Here is a 17,711-nt window from a genome sequence, read left to right on the forward strand (position 1 = left end):
GGCCGGATCCAAATGATGCGGTCGGCCCGAGGACATTGCGGGCATATCTGGACACGGTGACCCTGCCCAAGGGTGTTTTCTTCGACAGGGCCCTCACGAAGCTGAACGATGCTGCTCGGGACTGGCTGCTTGCGTGGGTGCAGGGCCTGGCTGTGGAAAAAGACAGTGAAGGCCGGTGGCTTTACTCGACTGGCGGAATTCTCGCTCTTGCTGGTGGGGGGCTCCTCAAGCGCAGAACAACCCAAAGATGGATCGACGCGGCGCGCAAGCCTGTCGTGCCCGCTCAGCCCCCCGGGGAATCGGACGGTCTCGATTCTCCCGCTCTTGACGAAGTGGTGGGCAGGCCGGAGTCGTCCTCTGCTGTCGTGGCCGGTGTCGCGAAGATGGAGGATGTGGTGCGGTGGCGCCCGGATTCAGTCGATGCGGCCGGGCCGAGAACATTTCGGGCTTACCTGGATACGCTTGTTCTTCCTGTGGGCATTTCTTTCGACAGGGCTGCTGTGGGGCAACTGACCAATCATTCCATGGCTTGGCTGCGGGCGTGGGTGCAGGGCCTGGCTGCGGAAAAAGACAGCGAAGGTCGGTGGCGTTATGAGCCGGAAGACGTTCTCGCACTTGGTGGAGAGGGCGTTTTTGTCGCGAAGACCGTCAGAGTTTGGATCAGAGAGGCGCGCAAGACTGCGGTCGATGCCGGGGTGGAGAACGATCAGGTAGGAGGGTCGCACCCGGAGCCGGGCGAATCCGGCCTGGCGGCTGTCGCGACGATGGAGGATGTGACGCGGTGGCGGCCGGGCTCGGACGACGAGTTCGGTCCGGAAACCTTGCGGGCCTACCTGGACTCCCTGGTTCTTCCTAAAGGTATTTCTTTCGACAGGGCCGCCACGAAGCTGAACAACAATTCGGTGGCTTGGCTGCGGGCGTGGGTGCAAGGCCTGGCTGCCGAAAAGAGCAGCGAAGGCCGGTGGCGTTATCAGCCGAAAGACATTCTCGCTCTTGGTGGCGAGGGGCTTCTCAGGCGCGAATCGGTCCAGAACTGGATGAAGGCGGTGCGCCAGCCTGTCGCGCCCGCTCGGCCCCTTGAGGAATCGGGCGGCCTTGGTTCTCTAGCCGAGGCTCCTGCGGATCGCGGCGTCGTCGGTGACGTGGTACATGGCTCGGCGGACCGAGTGTCGCGGGTGCCGGAAATCGGTGACGAGCGTGCGCCTTCGTGGCCGCGGACACCTGCGTCAGGATGTCGATGCAGTACTTGTCCTCCTCCACCATCCGCTGCAAGCCGCGGATCTGTCCCTCGATCCGGCGCAGGCGCTTGAGATAGGCCTCCCGCTCGGTGCCGTAGCCCGTCATTCCGCACCCGTTCTCTCGTCGTTCCCTGCCACCGGCCACTATACCCTCCCCTCGTATGTGCCCGGGGGGCGCGGAATTTCCGGGTGCCAGGATGTCGAGGACGATCCGGCCGCTCCGACTTCCACGTGAGCGGCCGGGCACCGGCCGCCGGAACGACCAGGAGGAACCCCGATGAAGTACATGATCATGATCACGATGAACCCCACCGCCTGGGACGCGCTCCCCGAGGAGGAGCGCAACGAGGTGGTCGCCCGCATCGACCCTTTCACGAAGAAGCTCACCGAGAGCGGCGAACTGCTGGGGACGCAGGCGCTGGCGGAGCCGAAGGAGAGCACGGTGGTCCGGGTGCGTGACGGTGTCCCGGTGGTCACCGACGGCCCGTTCGCGGAGTCGAAGGAGTACCTGGCCGGCTTCTACCTGGTCGAATGCGACAGCAAGGAGCGCGCGATCGAGATCGCGGGCCAGATCCCGGACGCGCACATCAACGCGATGGAGATCCGGCCGGTCGTGTTTTCGTCGGGCGACCCCGCTTAGGTCGCGGCCGCTTCGGTGCCGGTGCGGGCTTCGGGCCTGCTCCGGCGCTGAACGGGCACTTCCGGTCTCGGTGAGTCGGGCACGGCCAGTACCGAGCCGGCCTCGGTGAGCAGTTCGCGGCAGCCGACCAGCTGTTTCAGCACGTCATCGCGCAGGCGGAGGGCCACGTCGGCCTTCTGCCGCGCTTCGGCGACCAGACGCTCGCTCTCTTCGGTGGCGTCGTCGAGCAGTTTTCGCGCCCGGGCCTGCGCGGCTTCGTCCTGTGCGGCGAGGGCGCGCATCGCCTCCGCGCGGCGCAGCGACATGGCGAGCTCGAAGTCTTCGGCGACCCGCTTCCGTTCCGCCTCGGCCTTGGCGGCCTCCTCGGCGGCGCGCGCGGTGATGTCCTCGGCTTCTTCGCGGGTGAGTTCGAGCATCCGGCGCGAGCGCTCCTGCAACGCGTCCGGCGCGATCGGGACACGGCTGATCCGGTCGACCGTCGCCTTCAATTCGCGAATGTCCTCGCGCGCGCCGGTGAGTTCGGCGGCGAGAACCTCTTCGCGGCGGAGGGCCTCGTCGCGTTCGGCTTTCACCCGTCGTAGTTCGGCTTCCACCTCGCGAACGAATTCCCGGACCTGAGCGCGATCGAAACCACGCCACGCCAGATCGAAGCCGGGCATCTCCATTGGTCACCTCCACAGTGGTCGATGTGTCGCCATTGGGCGCTTTCTCTTGCCACACGGGGCTTTCACCGACCAGTGTGCCTGAAGCCTCGGCGACACGCGCCACGGGTGGGTGGTCTTTGCTTTGAACGGTACGCGCAATCGGGAAGAAGGGTGAAGCTCCGAAGCGGTGGGAGAATGGACGACCATCGCTTACCCCTACTGGAGGTGGCCGCGTGACGATCAGCCGAATTCGGGTCCCTGGCTGGAATACGGCGACAGCGGCCGAAGGGTATCGGCAGGTCAGAGAGAACTTCGCGGTCTTGGTCGCCGACCATGCCGACGCCGCCGAGCGGGCCGTCCCGGCTTGTCCACAGTGGACTGTGCGCGAGTTGATCGCGCATCTGGCCGAGATCTGCGATCGGGTGATCACCCGGTTCGGTGGCGAGTCCTGCCCGGTGCCGGAGACGGCGTCGGCCGCCGAAGTGCTGAAGCTCTGGCTCGAACGCGGTCACGAAGCCGACACCCTCCTCGCCGCCGACAGCGACGGGAAGGGGCGCGGCGACATCATGGTGATGGACGCCTTCACTCACGAACTCGATCTCCGGTACGCGCTCGGCGTTCCGCCGCCCGGGGCGCACGCCGCTTGGCTGCGGGGATTCGAAGTGCTCGTCCGCGGCCTCGGCGACTCGCTGGGCAGGCACGGACTGCCCGGGATGCGGATCGAGACCGAGGGCGCGACCTGGATCGCCGGCACCGAGCCGGTCGCCGCGGTGCTCGCGGGCGCGCCCGTGGACCTGTACCGGTCGCTCGCCGGGCGCCGGAGCCCGGCCCAGATCGCCGCCATGGACTGGCTGGGCGATCCCGAGCCGTGGCTCCGGGCCTTCACCTGGGGGCCGTTCACCCCGCCGGACGCGGAGATCGAGCGGTGATCAGCCGGTCGGGGACATCGAGGACAGCGCCGCGGCCAGCGCGAGCACCACGGCCACGATCAGTACCTCGATCCCGACGCTGATCCGCAGTTTCCGCAGGTCGGCGGTCACCACGCCGGTACCGCCGCGTCCGGAGAGCCCGCGTCGCACGGCGTTGCGGCTCAGGTTCGCCACCAGCAGCAACGCGGCGAACCCGGTCAGCTTCAGCAGGAAGACGATGCCGTACGCGGACGTCCAGAGCGCCTCCACCGACGGCACGAGCCGGAAGCCCAGGTAGGCGCCGCTGACCACCATGATCACGATCGACCGGGTGGCGATCGGGTGGAACCGCGCCAGCGCCGGCTCGGCCTCGGACGCCGGGTACCTGCCGCGCAGGAGCACGGCCAGCTGGATCAGCCCGCCGACCCAGACGGCCATCGCGCCGAAATGCGCCAGGTCGGCGCTGACCGAGAGGAACATGATCTTGTCGGCCACCGCGTGCCCGGTCGCGGAGAAGCTCAGCATCACGATGAATCCGGCGGCGATGCCGAGGTTCTCGTAACGCGAGCGCAGCCGATCCGGCAGGTCACCCGCGAGCAGCCGTCGCGCGATCACGGCGAGCGCGACGATCGCGGCCAGGCGCAGGAGCAGGAGTTTCCCGTACGCCACCCGCAGGGTCGCCTCGATCAGCGCCGGATCGAAGATCGCGCCCACCCCGCGGCCCGCGACGTACGGACCTTGCAGCAGGAATCCGGCCACGGCCGTGACCCCCGAGAGCCACAGACCCGCGGTGATCAGCTTCCGCGCCGACGGGTCGGTGCGGCCGTCCGGACGGCAGACCAGCAGGAATACCAGTCCGCCCACCAGTGCGACACCGCCGAAGGAGCCCCAGCGGAAGATGGTGAACAGCGCGTCGGTCACCGGATCGGTCCCGGTGGAGGCGGACACCGCGCCCGCCGACGTGATCAGGGGGCCGGTGCCGATCACGAAGGCGATCGTGCCGCGCACGGGATGCGAATCGGTCGAGACGAAGGCGTACTCGACGAGGTAGCTGCCGTTCGGAAGGTCGGGTTCGAGTTCGACGGCGACCTCTTCGGCGACGTCACCCGGCTGGAACACCGGACCGGACACCACGTCGGTGCCCTGCTGGTCGACGACCTTGATCGAGTTCGGCTGGATGCCGATGTTCTCCGACAGGGTGAGCGAGACCCGGGCGGGGGCCGAGGTGAGCCGGGCGCCGTCGGCGGGGGTCGAGGACAGGAGTTCGACGTGAGCCGAGGCCGGGGCCGCGGTGAGCACCGCGACCCCGAAACACGCCGCCAGCAACGCCAGTAGCGCGAAGAGCCTCCTGGTCACGACGCCGCGGTCGCCAGCTCGCGCCGGCTTTCGGGCGAGCACGTGCACCCGGTCAGCTCCCGCTCGGCGGCGGGGGCCTTCCGGTGCACGATCATCGCGATGATCATCGGGATGGTGACGATCGTGTTGTAGAACAGGTGCAGTTCCACGCGCGGGATGAACAGCTGGATGATGCTGCTCGGCGCGGTGCCGCCGCCGAGGCGCCAGCCGGTCTGCGCCTGGATCAGCAGGAGCAGGTGCTCGATGTGGTGCCAGAACTGCAGGCCGAGCGCGAGGTTCCACCACTGCCGCGAACGGCCGGCGAAACCTTTGCGCAGGGCGAACAGGAAGACCAGCATGACGATGGCGTAGCCGTAGTGCAGCCATTCGGAGCTGATCAGTTTCGGGAAGGGGATCCCGAGTACGCCGCGCGCGTCCGGGGTCTTCCAGCCCAGGGCGTAGATCTGGAACGCCTGCACCAGGTGTTCCGCCCAGTGGGCCACGACCACCACCGCGAAGGCAAGGAGCGCCGCGCGGTGGTATTTCCCGTTGAGCGAGGCGAGCAGACCCGGACGACGCGAATCCAGTGTGGCCATGAAGGGCTCCTATGACGAAAGACCGACCGGTGACGGATCTTGACGATAGCTCGCGATCCGTAGTTTTCCGTTACTCCGGATTGCTGATCCGACCTGCGGTATTACGCCGGATGGCTCAACGAACGACGATTCCTTCCGTCACTTTCGGAGCCGCGGGAATATGGAACAGTTCCGCGAACAGTTCGAGGTATTCGAAGGCGCCTTCGAGGCGGATCTTGCCGGTTCGGGTCGCGTCGGCGGCGGTGAGGTCCCCGGTCAGCAGGTCCTTGATGAACGGGCCCAGTGGTTCGATGACCGCGTCGGCGCCGGGGTGCGCGCCCTCCGCGACCTTGAGCGCGCCGTCTTCGACGATCGCGTGCAGGAGCATCTCGCCCGGGTAGCGCAGTTCGTAGGTGACCTGGACGCCCTTGGCCTTTTCGCTCCGGAAGGTCGTGTACAGCGAGAGGATCGCCGAGTCCAGGGTGAAGACGTCGTCGGCGGACTGCTGCCCGAGCGACCGCGCGCCCCAGAGGCCGAGGTCCAGCACGATCTGGTCGAGTTCGCTGCCGTACTCGGTGAGTTCGTAGACCACCGCGGCGTCGAGCTGGGGGAGCAGGCGGCGGCGGAGCACCCCGGACTGCTCGAGTTCGTTGAGCCGCGCGGACAGCGTGCTCGGCGGGATCTTGGGCAGGCCGGCCTGCAGCTCGGTGAACCGCTTCGGGCCGAGGACGAGGTCACGGACGATCAGCAGCGACCAGCGTTCGCCGATGATTTCCAGCGCCCTGGCCAGACCGCAGAACTGCCCATAGGTACGAATGCTCATCCGTCGATCCTCACTTTCGTTTCCGTTGCCGGGAGTGGTGTTCACGCGGGTTCACCCTCGGAAAGCAGGCCATGGTGCAGTACCTGCAGTTCGTCACAGGGTTCGACGCCGAGTTCGTAGTTGAGGCGGGTCCGCACCTGACGGTACGTGGCGAGCGCGTCGGAACGCCGCCCGCTGCGGCCGAGCACGCGGATCAGCTGCCCGTGCAAGGCCTCGTCCAGCGGGTTCGCGGCGACCAGGGACCGCAGTTCGCCGATCAGCTCGTGCCGCATCCCGGCCGCGATATCCGCCTCGATCCGCAGGTGCAGCGTGCTGCGCCGCTGCTCGACCAGATCGACCGAGTACGCCGACAGCACCGGTCCACAGTGGACGTTCGCGAGCGGCGGGCCCGACCACAGGGCGAGCGCGGAACGGAAGGCTTTCGCCGCTTCGGGGTGCTCGCCCCGCTGCTGCAGCTCCCGGGCCCGCCGCTGCAGCTCCTGGAACTCGAACACGTCCACCTGCTCGGGGGCGATCCGGAACACGTATCCCGGCGGTTTCGTCGCCAGCATGGTCTCCCCGTACGGGGCGAGCTCGTTCTCCTCGATGCACTTGCGCAGCTGGTAGAGGTAGGTGTGCATGGTGGTGCGGACGCTGCGCGGCGGGTCGTCGGCCCACAGTTCCCGCACGATCGTGTCGATGGGGACGATCTTCCCCGGGCTCATCACCAGCAAGGCGAGCACCTGCAGCAGCTTCGGTGTCGTCGGCGCGTAGTCGATCCCGTCCCGCACGAGTTCGAGCGGGCCGAGGAGGGTGAAACGGACGGGGCTTGCGGGCGCGACCGGAATCGGGTTAGGTGCCGAGCCGTGGTGCGTGTCCGCTACTCGTGATCCGGTGTACATCGCAAGCGCCCTCCAGCTCGATACGCGTCGAGACCTGAATCCCAGTACTTCGACAGTGGCAGAGCGGCCCGGCGCGGGCCAGTGAGCCGTCCACCAGCTGTCGCGTGCGTGCGTCCCGGAAGAACGTGGGTTTTTCATATCCGAGGCGTGAATCGCGCACTGGCCGAGGCGGAGCCCGCCGAGCAGGATTCGAGAATCGGACCGACCTACTGGGGGTCTTCATGCGCGAGGCATCTTCCACGACCGGCTCGATCAACGGTGCCCTGGGGTTCAAACGGCATCTACGCGCGGAGATCCGCGAGGGGAGCGGTGCCTACCTGTTTTCCGAACAAGGGGTCATCGCGATGCGCGGCGCGCAGGTCGCGTCGGTGGCGGCCCTGCTCGACGGCACCCGCGACCTCGACGGGCTCTTGGCCGCCCGCCCGGACGGGATGAGCGCCGAACAGGTCACCGGCGTGCTGGCCAGGCTGGTCGAGGCCGGTCTGGTCACCGTCCACGTCCCGGACGAGATCAGCGGCGACGAACGCGCGCTCGCGTACTGGGACGCGTGCGGTCTCGACGCCTCCGCGGTGGCCGGCCGCCAGAAGCCGGCGACGGCGAGCCTGACCGCGGTCGGCCGGGGCGTCGACACCTCGCAGGTGGCGAACGGGCTGGCCGCGAGCGGGATCGAAGTGGTCGGCACGGCGTCCGAACTGGCCATCGTGCTGTGCGACGACTACCTCGACCCGCGGCTGGCGGAGATCGACGCCGAGCACCGGCGTACCGGGCGGCCCTGGCTGCTGGCCCGGCCGTCGGGTGCGCAGGTGTGGATCGGCCCGATCACGCAGCCCGGCCGGTCCGGCTGCTGGCACTGCCTGACGAACCGGCTGTGGGGGCACCGGCACGCCGAGGCCTGCGTGCAGGAAGTCCTCGGGCACGACGGCCCCGCGTCGTTCCCGATGCCCGCCGTGCCGCCGCTGACCGCGGCCGCGTCGCACCTGATCTCCCTCGAAGCGTCCAAATGGCTGGCGGGACACCGCTATCCGGGGCAGCAGGCCGTGTGGATCCTGGACACGCTCGACCTCCAGGGCCGCCTGCACGAACTGCGCCGCCGCCCCCAGTGCCCCGAATGCGGTGACGAGGGGATCGTCGCCGCGCGGACGGCCGAGCCGGTGGTGCTGCGGGAGGCCAAGAAGGCGACCTCGGGCGGTGGCGGGCATCGGACCCTCACCCCGGTCGAGGTGCTCGACCGCTACGGCCACCTGGTCAGCCCGGTCACCGGGATCGTCAAGGAGATCTCCCGCGACCCGCGGGCGCCTGCGTTCGTGAACGCGTACCACTCCGGCAAGAACGTCGCGCGCCGCGTGCGCGGTGAGGCGGGGCTGCAGGCCGGGCTGCGCGGGGAGAACGGCGGCAAGGGCGCGAGCCCGATCGACGCCGAGGTCGGCGCGCTGTGCGAGGCGATCGAGCGGTACTCGGCGAATTACCAGGGCGACGAGCTGCGGATCCGCGACACCTTCCACGCGCTCGGCGAGGACGCCGTCCACCCGAACTCGTGCATGCTCTTCGACGAGCGTCAATACGACGGCCGCGCCGAGTGGAACGCCCTGCACGCCGACTTCCAGTACGTCCCGGAACGGTTCGACACCGAGGCCGCCATCGACTGGACGCCGCTGTGGTCGCTCACGCGGCAGCGCCGGAAGCTGATGCCGACCGCGTACCTCTATTACGGGGTGCCGTGGGAATGCGGGCTCACCGGGATGCGCGCGGACTCCAACGGTTGCGCGGCCGGAAGCAGTATCGAGGACGCGATCCTGCAAGGACTGCTCGAACTCGTCGAACGCGACGCCGTCGCGATGTGGTGGTACAACCGGCTTCCCGTTCCCGGCGTGGACATCGCTTCGTTCGACGACCCGTGGGCCGAGGAGATGGTCGGCCAGTACGCGCGCGCCGGCCGGGAACTGTGGGTCCTCGACCTGACGGCGGACCTCGGTGTTCCGGTGATGGTCGCGCTTTCCAGGAGTATCGTCGGGCCCCGCGAAAACGTCATGATGGGTTTCGGCGCCCACCTGGATCCCAGGACGGCGCTGCGGAGGGCGGTCAGCGAGCTCAACCAGCTGATCCCGGCGGTGTTCGCGAACGACGTCGAACTCGACGATACCGACGCGGCACGGTGGCTCCGGTACGCGACGGTCGCGAACCAGCAGTATCTGCTGCCGGCGCCCGGCCGGTCGGCGAAACGGGCCGCGGACTTCAAGTTCGTCCGTCGTCCCGACGTCCGTGACGATGTGGAGTGCTTGGTACGGAGGCTTTCCGTGCTGGGAATGGAGACGCTGGTGCTGGACCAGACGAGGCCCGACATCGATCTCCCGGTGGTCCGGGTGGTCGTTCCGGGGCTGCGTCCGTTCTGGAGCCGCTTCGCCCCCGGACGGCTGTTCGACGTACCGGTGCGCCTGGGCAGGCTCGCCGAACCGACTCCCTACGAGCGGTTGAATCCGTTCCCCATGTTCTTGTAGATCAAGCTGGAGCAACAGTTGACGACAGATCCCCCCGGCGGCGTGGCCGAAACGATCCCCCTGTGGTCGCTCACCGACGACAGCCTCGTCGAAATCAGTGAGGACGGCTCACTGGTGGTCGTCACGCGCTGGGGTGAGCACGAATTCCCGCAGGCGGAACCGCTGGTGGTGGAATCGTTGCGGCGGATGGCCTTGGGGCCGGTGTCGCTGGCGAACGTGACGTCGTCATGGGAGCCCGTCGAACGGGAACCCGATCTCGAAGGCGAACTGAGCTGGACGGCCGAGGGCGCCGACGCGCTGCGGCAGGTGCTCAAGGAACTCGGCGGTTCCGTGGTGCGCTCGCTCGGTCTCGCCGACGGCCGCGGCCCGCTCCTGTCGGTGATCCCGGTCGTGCTCGCACCGGTGTTCGCACCGGTGGCGATCCCCGCCGCGCGCCCGATCCGGTTGTCCCGCTTCAGTTCCTTGCGTTCCGACGCCGACGGGATGGGGCTGGAGTCGCCGTCCGCGCGTTATCGCGTGGTGCTGTCCCAGCCGTGGGCGGTGCACGTCGCGGCGACCCTCGCGACGGCGAAGTCGGTCGGGGAGATCGTGACCACGACCGGGATCGATCGCGGCGTGGTCGGCGCGATCGTGTCCTATCTGGTCGCCGCGGGGGTCGTCCAGGCCGCCGAGGAGAACGGCAGGTTCGCCGAAGACGACGATCCCGAACTGGGCGTGTGGTCTCCGGACGAGTTGTCGTTCCACACCACGAGCCGCACCTGGCGGCCCGGCGGACCGGCCGACCTCGCCGGGCTCGGGAATCCGCCGGTGGTCAAGGCCCCCACCGGCGAAGGCCCGAGCTACTCGCTGTTCCGGCCGGATCTGGCCGAGCGCGCGGAAACCGATCCGACGCTGACGGCGTTGCTGGAGAACGACCACAGCTGCCCGGAGTTCACCGAAAGCGTGCTGTCGGCCGAGCAGATCGGCGAGTTCCTGTTCCGTGGCGCGAGAATCCGGTCGATCGGGCCCGCGCATCTTCCGAACGGGCCCGCGCACAGCGCCTCGCAGCGCCCGTATTTCAGCGTCGCCTGCCTGTACGAACTCGAGCTGTACTTGTCGGTGAACCGCTGTTCGGGGCTGGACCGCGGGATCTACCACTACGATCCGTTCGACCACCGGCTCAGCCTGGTCAACGACGACGTGGCCGATCTCGACGAGATGCTCGACATCGCGATGATCGGCGGCGGCAACCACCGGCGGCCCTCGGCGCTGATCACCGTCACCGCGCGGATGCCGCGGATGGCGTCCGTGCTCGGCGGTGGCGCGTACGCCACGACGCTGGCGCATGTCGGCGCGTTGCAGCAGACGCTCTACCTCGTCGCCCGCGCCATGGGACTGGCCGCGCACGCCGTCCCGGTGGACGCCGGCGACCGCGTCGACCGCGCACTCAAACTCGACTGGCCCGCCGAGGTCGGTGTCGGTGAATGCGTGCTCGATTTCCCGGGTTGAGGCCGTGGGGGTCGTGAGTGGTGCCAGAGCCGGCGGCACAAAGATCCGACGCGGCCAAGACTGTCCGTAAGGGACAGTTTCCGAGGTGCCAGTGCCCGAATTGCGATTTGTATCGTATGGCGAGGGTCGTGAGTGGTAAAGAGGGTTAGAACGACACTTGCCACTCACGACCCCCGCGCAAAGCCTGTCACGTTTGACGACCTCGTGCCGGAGCCGTTCGTGCCACCGGCCCGACCGCCCGCCGATAGCGCACGTTCGGACAAGACCGCAGGACCCATCTCGATCGCTCGTCGAGCCCGCTGAAATCGATGACGCGTTAGCTGGCGTACAGAGAAAAGCGACAGCGAATCCGAGGTTGGTCTGATGCAGCTACGAACAGTCGCCATGGCGGCGAACGAGAAAGGCGTCACCGAACCCGGTCGGCATCCTGAGCCGGCGTCCCCCTTGCAACCTGCGGTGCTGCAGGCCATCTCCGCGATGCACGCGAGGTATTTCGACCCGATCACCTTGAGCGACCTGGCACAGGAAGTCTTCGTCAGCCCGTTCCATTTCTCGCGGATCTTCGCAAAGGCGACCGGTGTCACCCCCGGCCGGTACCTCACCGCGATCCGGCTCTTCGAAGCGAAACGACTGCTGCTGACGACATCGCTGACGGTGTCGGACATCGTGTGCAGCGTCGGCTACAGCAGTGTCGGCACGTTCACGAGCCGCTTCACCCGTGCGGTCGGGATGACCCCGACCCAGTACCGCGATCCCGAGGTCGGCGAACTGCTCGTGGCGATGGCCCCGCACCTCCAGCGACTGCCGACCCTGGAAGCGTTGCACAGCGCCGGAATGGGCAGCCCCACGATGCGAACCGGTACCGGCACGATCAGCGTGCGGGTCGAGACCCCGCGCGGGGCCGGTCCGGCGACCGTCCTCATCGGACTGTTCGCCGAGTCGATCCCGCAGTGCGGCCCGGTCGCCTTCGGCGGCAGGGCGAACGTCCTGTCGGCGGACATCGAGATCCAGAACGTCCCCGAGGGCCGGTGGACCGTCATCGGGGTGGCCGAGCACGCCGCCGGGACCGCGGCGTCCTCGTTCTCCATGGGGACCTTGCCCAGCCGCGTCGACATCACCCGGTACGGCATGGTCCACCTCCGGATGCCGATGCGCGCCCCGCTGCCGACCGACGCGCCGATGGCGATCACCCTCGCCGGTGGCCCGACGTCGGCGGGGAACCGGATGGTCGCGCCGGCGCCAGGGTACCTGCGCGCGGTGGCCTGACCGAAGTCGTTCCGCGTTCTCTCGGTCTCGCAAACCGGGAGAACGCGGACGCAACCGTGGAGTAGCTGGGCTATCACCACGCATGTGACGCTTTAAGCGATCCGGAATTCGAATCCACCCGTTAGGGGGAGAGTGCGTTGGGCAATGGTTGGCGCACGATCAGACGTCGCATGATCACGCCGGACGTCTCCGAGACGTCACTGGACAAGCGCGGTTTCCACAAGAAGAGCCCGGCCGCTCAAGAATTGCTGGAGACCGTCGGTGAGAAATTCCTGCTCGGTTACGCGCACGCGGTCGAAGCGCGTTCCGTCGGGCAGGCGGAAGAATGGCTCGAACGTATTCCGGTGAAATACCGCGGCTTCGCCTACGAAGGCGCGGGAATGGGTTACGGAATGCTGGACGGGCTGCCAGGCGGCGGACGCCGTCACATCGAGGAGTTCCTCGCCGGGCCCGGTGAGAAGCACGACTACATCATCTACGTCGGCGTCGGATGGGCGATGGCGCGGCTGCCGCGCTTCCGCTGGCCCTCCGCCGAGGACTTCGATCCGTTGCTGCGCTGGCTGGTGCTCGACGGTTACGGCTTCCACCAGGCGTACTTCAAGACGGCGAAGTACATCGACGGGCAGTTCCAGGACCCCGGTTTCTCGTGGCCGCCCGGCAATGGCGGCTACGCGCTGCGGGCGATCGACCAGGGCATCGGGCGGGCGCTGTGGTTCATCTGCGGTACCGACGTCGATCTGGTCGCCGACGCGATCGCGCGCTTCCCGGAGCGGCGCCACGGAGACCTCTACGCCGGCGTCGGGCTCGCCTCGACCTACGCGTGCGGTGTCACTTCCGACGAACTGCTGAAGCTGGCCGAGTTCGCCGGTGAGCACCGCGGGAACCTCGCCCAGGGCAGCGCTTTCGCCGCCGAAGCCCGCGTCCGCGCCGGGCTGCTGATCCCCGAGACGGAGGTCGCCACGCAGGCGATCTGCGGGCTGCCTGCCGAGCGGGCGGCGGCCATCACCCAGGAGGTGCGCCCCGCGACCGTGGTCGACGGCGAACTCCCGGCATTCGAAACCTGGCGACAGCGCATCGCCACCGAGGTACTCACTTCTGGAGGTGCAGGGAAATGACCGCGACCTTGGGCTGGCTCCGCAAGCAGCTTGCGGGCATCGTGGCGTTGTTGCTGATGGCGGGTCTGTTCGTGGTGGCGCAGCTGCCCACGGTATCGACCGCCGAGGCCGACACGATGGCCTCGAAGTACGCGTTCGAACCACTGACGATCGCCCTGCCGGAAGCGGCGAAGAGCCAGTCGATCCGGACAGTGAACAAGGACTACGAGCACATCCGGGCCTGGATCTCGTCGGTCGGCGCCGCGATCGCGGTCAACGACCTCGACGGCGACCGGCTCGCGAACGATCTGTGCTTCGTCGACCCGCGCAGCGACCAGGTCGTCATCACCCCGACGCCGGGCAAGGGCGGTGACCGCTACGCGCCGTTCGCGCTCGACGCGGCGCCGCTGCCGATGGGCAAGTACATCGCGCCCATGGGCTGCGTGCCCGCCGACTACAACGAGGACGGCCGGGTCGACCTGCTGGCCTACTACTGGGGCCGAACCCCGATCCTCTTCCTCTCGAAGCCGGGCGCCACGAAGCTGGAGCCGAAGGCCTACGAGCCGGTGGAGCTGGTACCGGGCAACAACTCCAAGAACGGCGAATACGCCGGTCCACTGTGGAACACGAACGCCGCCTCGGTCGGTGACTTCGACGGCGACGGCCACCAGGACATCTTCATCGGCAACTACTTCCCCGACAGCGCGGTGCTGGACGAGCGCGTGCAGGGCGGGGTCGAGATGAACAAGTCGATGTCGCACGCGGACAACGCGGGTGGCAAGTACATCCTGCGGTTCACCGGCGCCACCCAGGGCGCGAAGCCGACCGCGTCGTTCGCGCTCGACGACAAGGCCATCCCGGCCGACGCCCAGGGCGGCTGGTCGCTCGCGGCGAGCGCGACCGACGTCGACGGGGACAACCTGCCGGAGCTCTACATCGGCAACGACTTCGGGCATGACCGCTTGCTGTACAACAAGTCCCGTCCCGGTCACATCGAGTTCGCCGAGGTGAAGGGCGTCCGCGGGCCCAACGAGCCGAAGTCCAAGGTGATCGGCAACGACTCCTTCAAGGGCATGGGCGTCGACTTCGCCGACCTCGACCACGACGGTCTCTACGACCTGTACGTCAGCAACATCACGACGTCGTGGGGCATCGAGGAAAGCCACTTCCAGTTCATGAACACCGCCAAGGACACCGCGGATCTGCGCGGCCGTCTGCAGGGCGGCGAGGCGCCGTGGGTCGACCGCAGCGCACAGGCGGGCACCGCGTGGTCCGGCTGGGGCTGGGACGTCAAGATCGCCGACTACAACAACAGCGGCGAATCGGTGATCACGCAGGCGACCGGGTTCGTCAAGGGCGACGTCAACCGCTGGCCGCAGCTGCAGGAACTGGCGACCTCGAACGACGAACTGCTGAAGCACCCGTCCTTCTGGCCGAACATGGTCGCCGGTGACGACGTCGGTGGCGACCACACCCTGCACTTCTGGGCGAAGAGCTCCGACGGCCGCTACACCGACCTGGCCCCGCGCCTCGGGCTCGCGGTCCCGGTGCCCACTCGCGGTATCGCCACCGGCGACGCCGACGGCGACGGCAAGCTCGACTTCGCCGTGGCACGCCAGTGGGAGCAGCCGATTTTCTACCGCAACGTCAGCCCCGACTCCGGGTCGTACCTGAACCTGAAGCTGGTGCACGACAAGGCTTCGGCGGACGGACCGCTCAAGGCGGCGGGCACCGCGGCGATCGGCGCGCAGGTCACCGTCATCACCCCCGACGGCAAGAAGTACATGGACCGGGTCGACGGCGGCAGCGGCCACTCCGGCAAACGCAGCCACGAGATCCAGATCGGACTCGGCAAGGTCACCGGGCCGGTGAAGGTCTGCCTGCAGTGGCGCGACCTGACCGGGCAGATCCGCACGCAGGAAGTCCAGCTGACCCCGGGCAGCCACACCTTCCAGCTCGGCGCTCAGGCTAAGGAGAAATGACCGTCATGGCTGAGCAGACACTCACGGCACCGAAGAGCAACAAGACGATCACGGCCCTTCGCCGGTTCGCGATCTCGATCACCATCTTCAACATCATCGGCTACACCGTGCTCGGTTTCGAGCAGCCCTACACCTATCCGTTCATCGCGCTGGCCACGGCCTACGCCACGGAAATCCTGCTGGAGATCATCGGCGCCCGGACACAGGGCCGGGGCGTCCGCTTCCGGGGCAACGGTTTCAAGGGGCTCGTGGAGTTCCTCTTCCCAGCGCATATCACCGGTCTCGCGCTGAACATGCTCACCTACGTCAACGACCAGGTGCTGGTCATGATGTTCGGTGTCGTCGTCGCCGTCGGCGCCAAGTGGGTGCTGCAGGCCCCGGTGCGCGGCCGGTTGCGGCACTACATGAACCCGTCGAACTTCGGCATCACGATCATCCTGCTGGTGTTCCCCTGGGCGAGTATCGCGCCGCCCTACCACTTCACCGAGCAGGTCGACTCGTGGGTCGGCTGGCTGATCGTCGGCATCATCATCGTCTCGGGCACCGTCCTCAACGCGATGCTGACGCAGCGGATGTGGCTGATCGGCGCCTGGCTGATCACCTTCGCGCTCCAGGCGATCATCCGTGGGTGGATGTTCGACACCGCGATCCCCGGCGCGCTCGGGATGATGACCGGTGTGGCGTTCGTGCTCTACACGAACTACATGGTCACCGACCCGGGCACGACCCCGTCGAAGCCCGCGTCGCAGGTCCTGTTCGGTTCGGGTGTGGCGCTGGCGTACGGGTTCTTCATGGTCGTGCACGTGGCCTACGGCCTGTTCCTCGCCACCGCGCTGGTCTGCCTCATCCGCGGCGCGTTCCTGTGGGGCCTGCACTTCTCCAAGAAGGCCACCGAGAAGTGGGAGGCCGAGCAGGCGAAGTCGGCCGAAGTCACGTCCCTGCCCAAGCCGGCCGAGAAGCCGGAGACGGAAACCGGGGCCGTGGCGGCATGACCCACGGTGCGGAAACCAGCCGGGCGGCGCGTCTCGCGCCGCCCGGCCCGCCGCGCCGGGCGACCTTCGGTCTGCTGAAGAAGCTCTTCACCGACCGGCTGACGCTCATGTCGGACTCGGCGGAGGCGCACGGGGACGTCGTCCGGATCGCGATCGGTCCCAAGACGATGTACCTGGTGAACCACCCCGACCTGGCGAAACACGTGCTCGCGGACAACGCGGCCAACTACCACAAGGGAATCGGCCTCCAGGAGGCGAGGCGGGCGCTCGGTGACGGGCTGCTCACCAGTGACGGTGACGTCTGGAAGAAACAGCGCCGGACCATCCAGCCCGTGTTCCAGCCCAAGCGGATCGCGCGGCAGGCCTCGGTCGTCGCGAACGAGGTCGAAGGGCTCGTGAAACGCTTGCGGGACACCGAAGGACCGGTGGAGATCCTGCACGAGATGACCGGGCTGACCCTCGGTGTGCTCGGCAAGACCCTGCTCGACGCGGACCTCGGCGGCTTCACCTCGCTGGGGCATTCGTTCGAAGCCGTGCAGGACCAGGCGATGTTCGAAGCCGTGACGCTGAGCATGGTCCCGCAGTGGGCCCCGCTGAAGAAACAGCTGCGGTTCCGGGAATCGCGGGCCGACCTCCGCCGTATCGCCGACGAACTCGTCGAACAGCGGCTGGCGAACCCGGTCGAGAACGGTGAGGACGTGCTCTCCCGTCTCATCGCGACCGACGGGACCCGCGAGCAGATGCGAGACGAGCTGATCACGCTGCTGCTGGCCGGGCACGAGACGACGGCGAGCACGCTGGGCTGGGCGTTCCACCTGCTCGACGAACATCCGGAGATCGCGGCGAAACTGCGCGCCGAGGCGGACGCGGTACTGGGCGACCAGCTGCCGACGCACGACGACCTGCACCGGTTGCCGTACACGGCGAGGGTGGTCGAAGAAGTCATGCGGCTGTATCCGCCGGTGTGGCTGCTGCCGCGGGTGGCGCAGGCCGACGACGAGATCGGCGGCTATCACGTCCCCGCCGGATCCGACGTAGTCGTCGTGCCCTACACGCTGCACCGGCATCCGGAGTTCTGGCCGGAGCCGGAGCGGTTCGACCCGGACCGGTTCGATCCGGACCGGCCGAGCGGACGGCCCCGGTACGCCTACATCCCGTTCGGCGCCGGGCCGCGGTTCTGCATCGGCAACAGCCTCGGCGTGATGGAGGCCGTCTTCGTGCTGACGATGGTCCTGCGGGACCTCGAACTCAGGAAGCTCCCCGGCTACGAAGTGGTGCCCGAAGCGATGTTGTCGCTCCGGGTGCGGGGCGGGCTGCCGATGACCGTGCACACCAGGAACAGGAGGTAGG

Annotated in this window: 14 protein-coding genes and 1 pseudogene; 9 read left to right on the forward strand and 6 right to left on the reverse strand. The window is 68.0% G+C overall.

All coding sequences use genetic code 11. The annotated features are described in order from the left end of the window. Positions 1–1,200: 1,200 nt before the first annotated feature. Positions 1,201–1,344: pseudogene (locus LCL61_RS16085) on the reverse strand (metal-sensitive transcriptional regulator); the annotation flags it as partial. A gap of 171 nt (positions 1,345–1,515) precedes the next feature. On the opposite strand from LCL61_RS16085, the gene LCL61_RS16090 reads away from it, so the two are divergent. Continuing rightward, complete coding sequence (locus LCL61_RS16090) at positions 1,516–1,878, forward strand: YciI family protein (protein ID WP_340687555.1); 363 nt, start codon at positions 1,516–1,518, stop codon at positions 1,876–1,878. Here LCL61_RS16090 and LCL61_RS16095 read toward each other — a convergent pair. After that, the gene (locus tag LCL61_RS16095) at positions 1,875–2,543 is read right to left on the reverse strand and encodes a M protein (protein ID WP_340687556.1); all 669 of its coding nucleotides are present in this window, start codon (positions 2,541–2,543) and stop codon (positions 1,875–1,877) included. The two genes, LCL61_RS16090 and LCL61_RS16095, sit on opposite strands and share 4 nt — an antisense overlap. 299 nt (positions 2,544–2,842) lie before the next feature. On the opposite strand from LCL61_RS16095, the gene LCL61_RS16100 reads away from it, so the two are divergent. Then, the gene (locus tag LCL61_RS16100; RefSeq protein WP_425342047.1) at positions 2,843–3,451 is read left to right on the forward strand and encodes a maleylpyruvate isomerase family mycothiol-dependent enzyme; all 609 of its coding nucleotides are present in this window, start codon (positions 2,843–2,845) and stop codon (positions 3,449–3,451) included. Here the strand turns inward: LCL61_RS16100 and LCL61_RS16105 are convergent, their stop codons facing one another. From LCL61_RS16105 to LCL61_RS16120, 4 genes are all read right to left on the reverse strand, one after another. Then, positions 3,452–4,786 carry a copper resistance CopC/CopD family protein gene (locus tag LCL61_RS16105; protein WP_340687558.1) on the reverse strand — a complete coding sequence of 445 codons (1,335 nt, stop codon included), beginning with the start codon at positions 4,784–4,786 and terminating at the stop codon, positions 3,452–3,454. Then, a complete protein-coding gene (locus LCL61_RS16110) occupies positions 4,783–5,361 on the reverse strand; it encodes a hypothetical protein (RefSeq protein WP_340687559.1) in 579 nt (192 codons plus the stop codon). The genes LCL61_RS16105 and LCL61_RS16110 overlap by 4 nt, the downstream gene beginning before the upstream one ends. A gap of 115 nt (positions 5,362–5,476) precedes the next feature. Then, entirely contained in the window at positions 5,477–6,163 is a 687-nt protein-coding gene (locus LCL61_RS16115; RefSeq protein WP_340687560.1) for a helix-turn-helix domain-containing protein, read from the reverse strand. A gap of 41 nt (positions 6,164–6,204) precedes the next feature. Continuing rightward, positions 6,205–7,044: an AfsR/SARP family transcriptional regulator gene (locus tag LCL61_RS16120; protein ID WP_340687561.1), complete on the reverse strand. Its 840-nt coding sequence runs from the start codon at positions 7,042–7,044 to the stop codon at positions 6,205–6,207. A gap of 221 nt (positions 7,045–7,265) precedes the next feature. Between LCL61_RS16120 and LCL61_RS16125 the strand changes: the two genes are divergently transcribed. From LCL61_RS16125 to LCL61_RS16155, 7 genes are all read left to right on the forward strand, one after another. Beyond that, the gene (locus LCL61_RS16125) at positions 7,266–9,539 is read left to right on the forward strand and encodes a TOMM precursor leader peptide-binding protein (RefSeq protein ID WP_340687562.1); all 2,274 of its coding nucleotides are present in this window, start codon (positions 7,266–7,268) and stop codon (positions 9,537–9,539) included. Positions 9,540–9,581: 42 nt separating this feature from the next. After that, positions 9,582–11,027 (forward strand): SagB family peptide dehydrogenase, encoded by a 1,446-nt coding sequence (locus tag LCL61_RS16130; RefSeq protein ID WP_340688601.1) that lies wholly within the window; start codon positions 9,582–9,584, stop codon positions 11,025–11,027. 363 nt (positions 11,028–11,390) lie between these two features. Then, positions 11,391–12,293 (forward strand): helix-turn-helix transcriptional regulator, encoded by a 903-nt coding sequence (locus LCL61_RS16135; RefSeq protein WP_425342007.1) that lies wholly within the window; start codon positions 11,391–11,393, stop codon positions 12,291–12,293. Positions 12,294–12,463: 170 nt separating this feature from the next. After that, positions 12,464–13,408 (forward strand): DUF1702 family protein, encoded by a 945-nt coding sequence (locus LCL61_RS16140; RefSeq protein WP_340687563.1) that lies wholly within the window; start codon positions 12,464–12,466, stop codon positions 13,406–13,408. Next, a complete protein-coding gene (locus LCL61_RS16145; RefSeq protein WP_340687564.1) occupies positions 13,405–15,369 on the forward strand; it encodes a CRTAC1 family protein in 1,965 nt (654 codons plus the stop codon). The genes LCL61_RS16140 and LCL61_RS16145 overlap by 4 nt, the downstream gene beginning before the upstream one ends. Continuing rightward, positions 15,366–16,361 carry an enediyne biosynthesis protein gene (locus tag LCL61_RS16150; protein ID WP_425342008.1) on the forward strand — a complete coding sequence of 332 codons (996 nt, stop codon included), beginning with the start codon at positions 15,366–15,368 and terminating at the stop codon, positions 16,359–16,361. The genes LCL61_RS16145 and LCL61_RS16150 overlap by 4 nt, the downstream gene beginning before the upstream one ends. Then, positions 16,358–17,710 carry a cytochrome P450 gene (locus LCL61_RS16155; protein ID WP_340687566.1) on the forward strand — a complete coding sequence of 451 codons (1,353 nt, stop codon included), beginning with the start codon at positions 16,358–16,360 and terminating at the stop codon, positions 17,708–17,710. The genes LCL61_RS16150 and LCL61_RS16155 overlap by 4 nt, the downstream gene beginning before the upstream one ends. The last annotated feature ends 1 nt before the right edge of the window (position 17,711 follow it).

It is taken from the genome of Amycolatopsis coloradensis (assembly GCF_037997115.1).
GTDB classification, from domain to species: domain Bacteria; phylum Actinomycetota; class Actinomycetes; order Mycobacteriales; family Pseudonocardiaceae; genus Amycolatopsis; species Amycolatopsis coloradensis_A.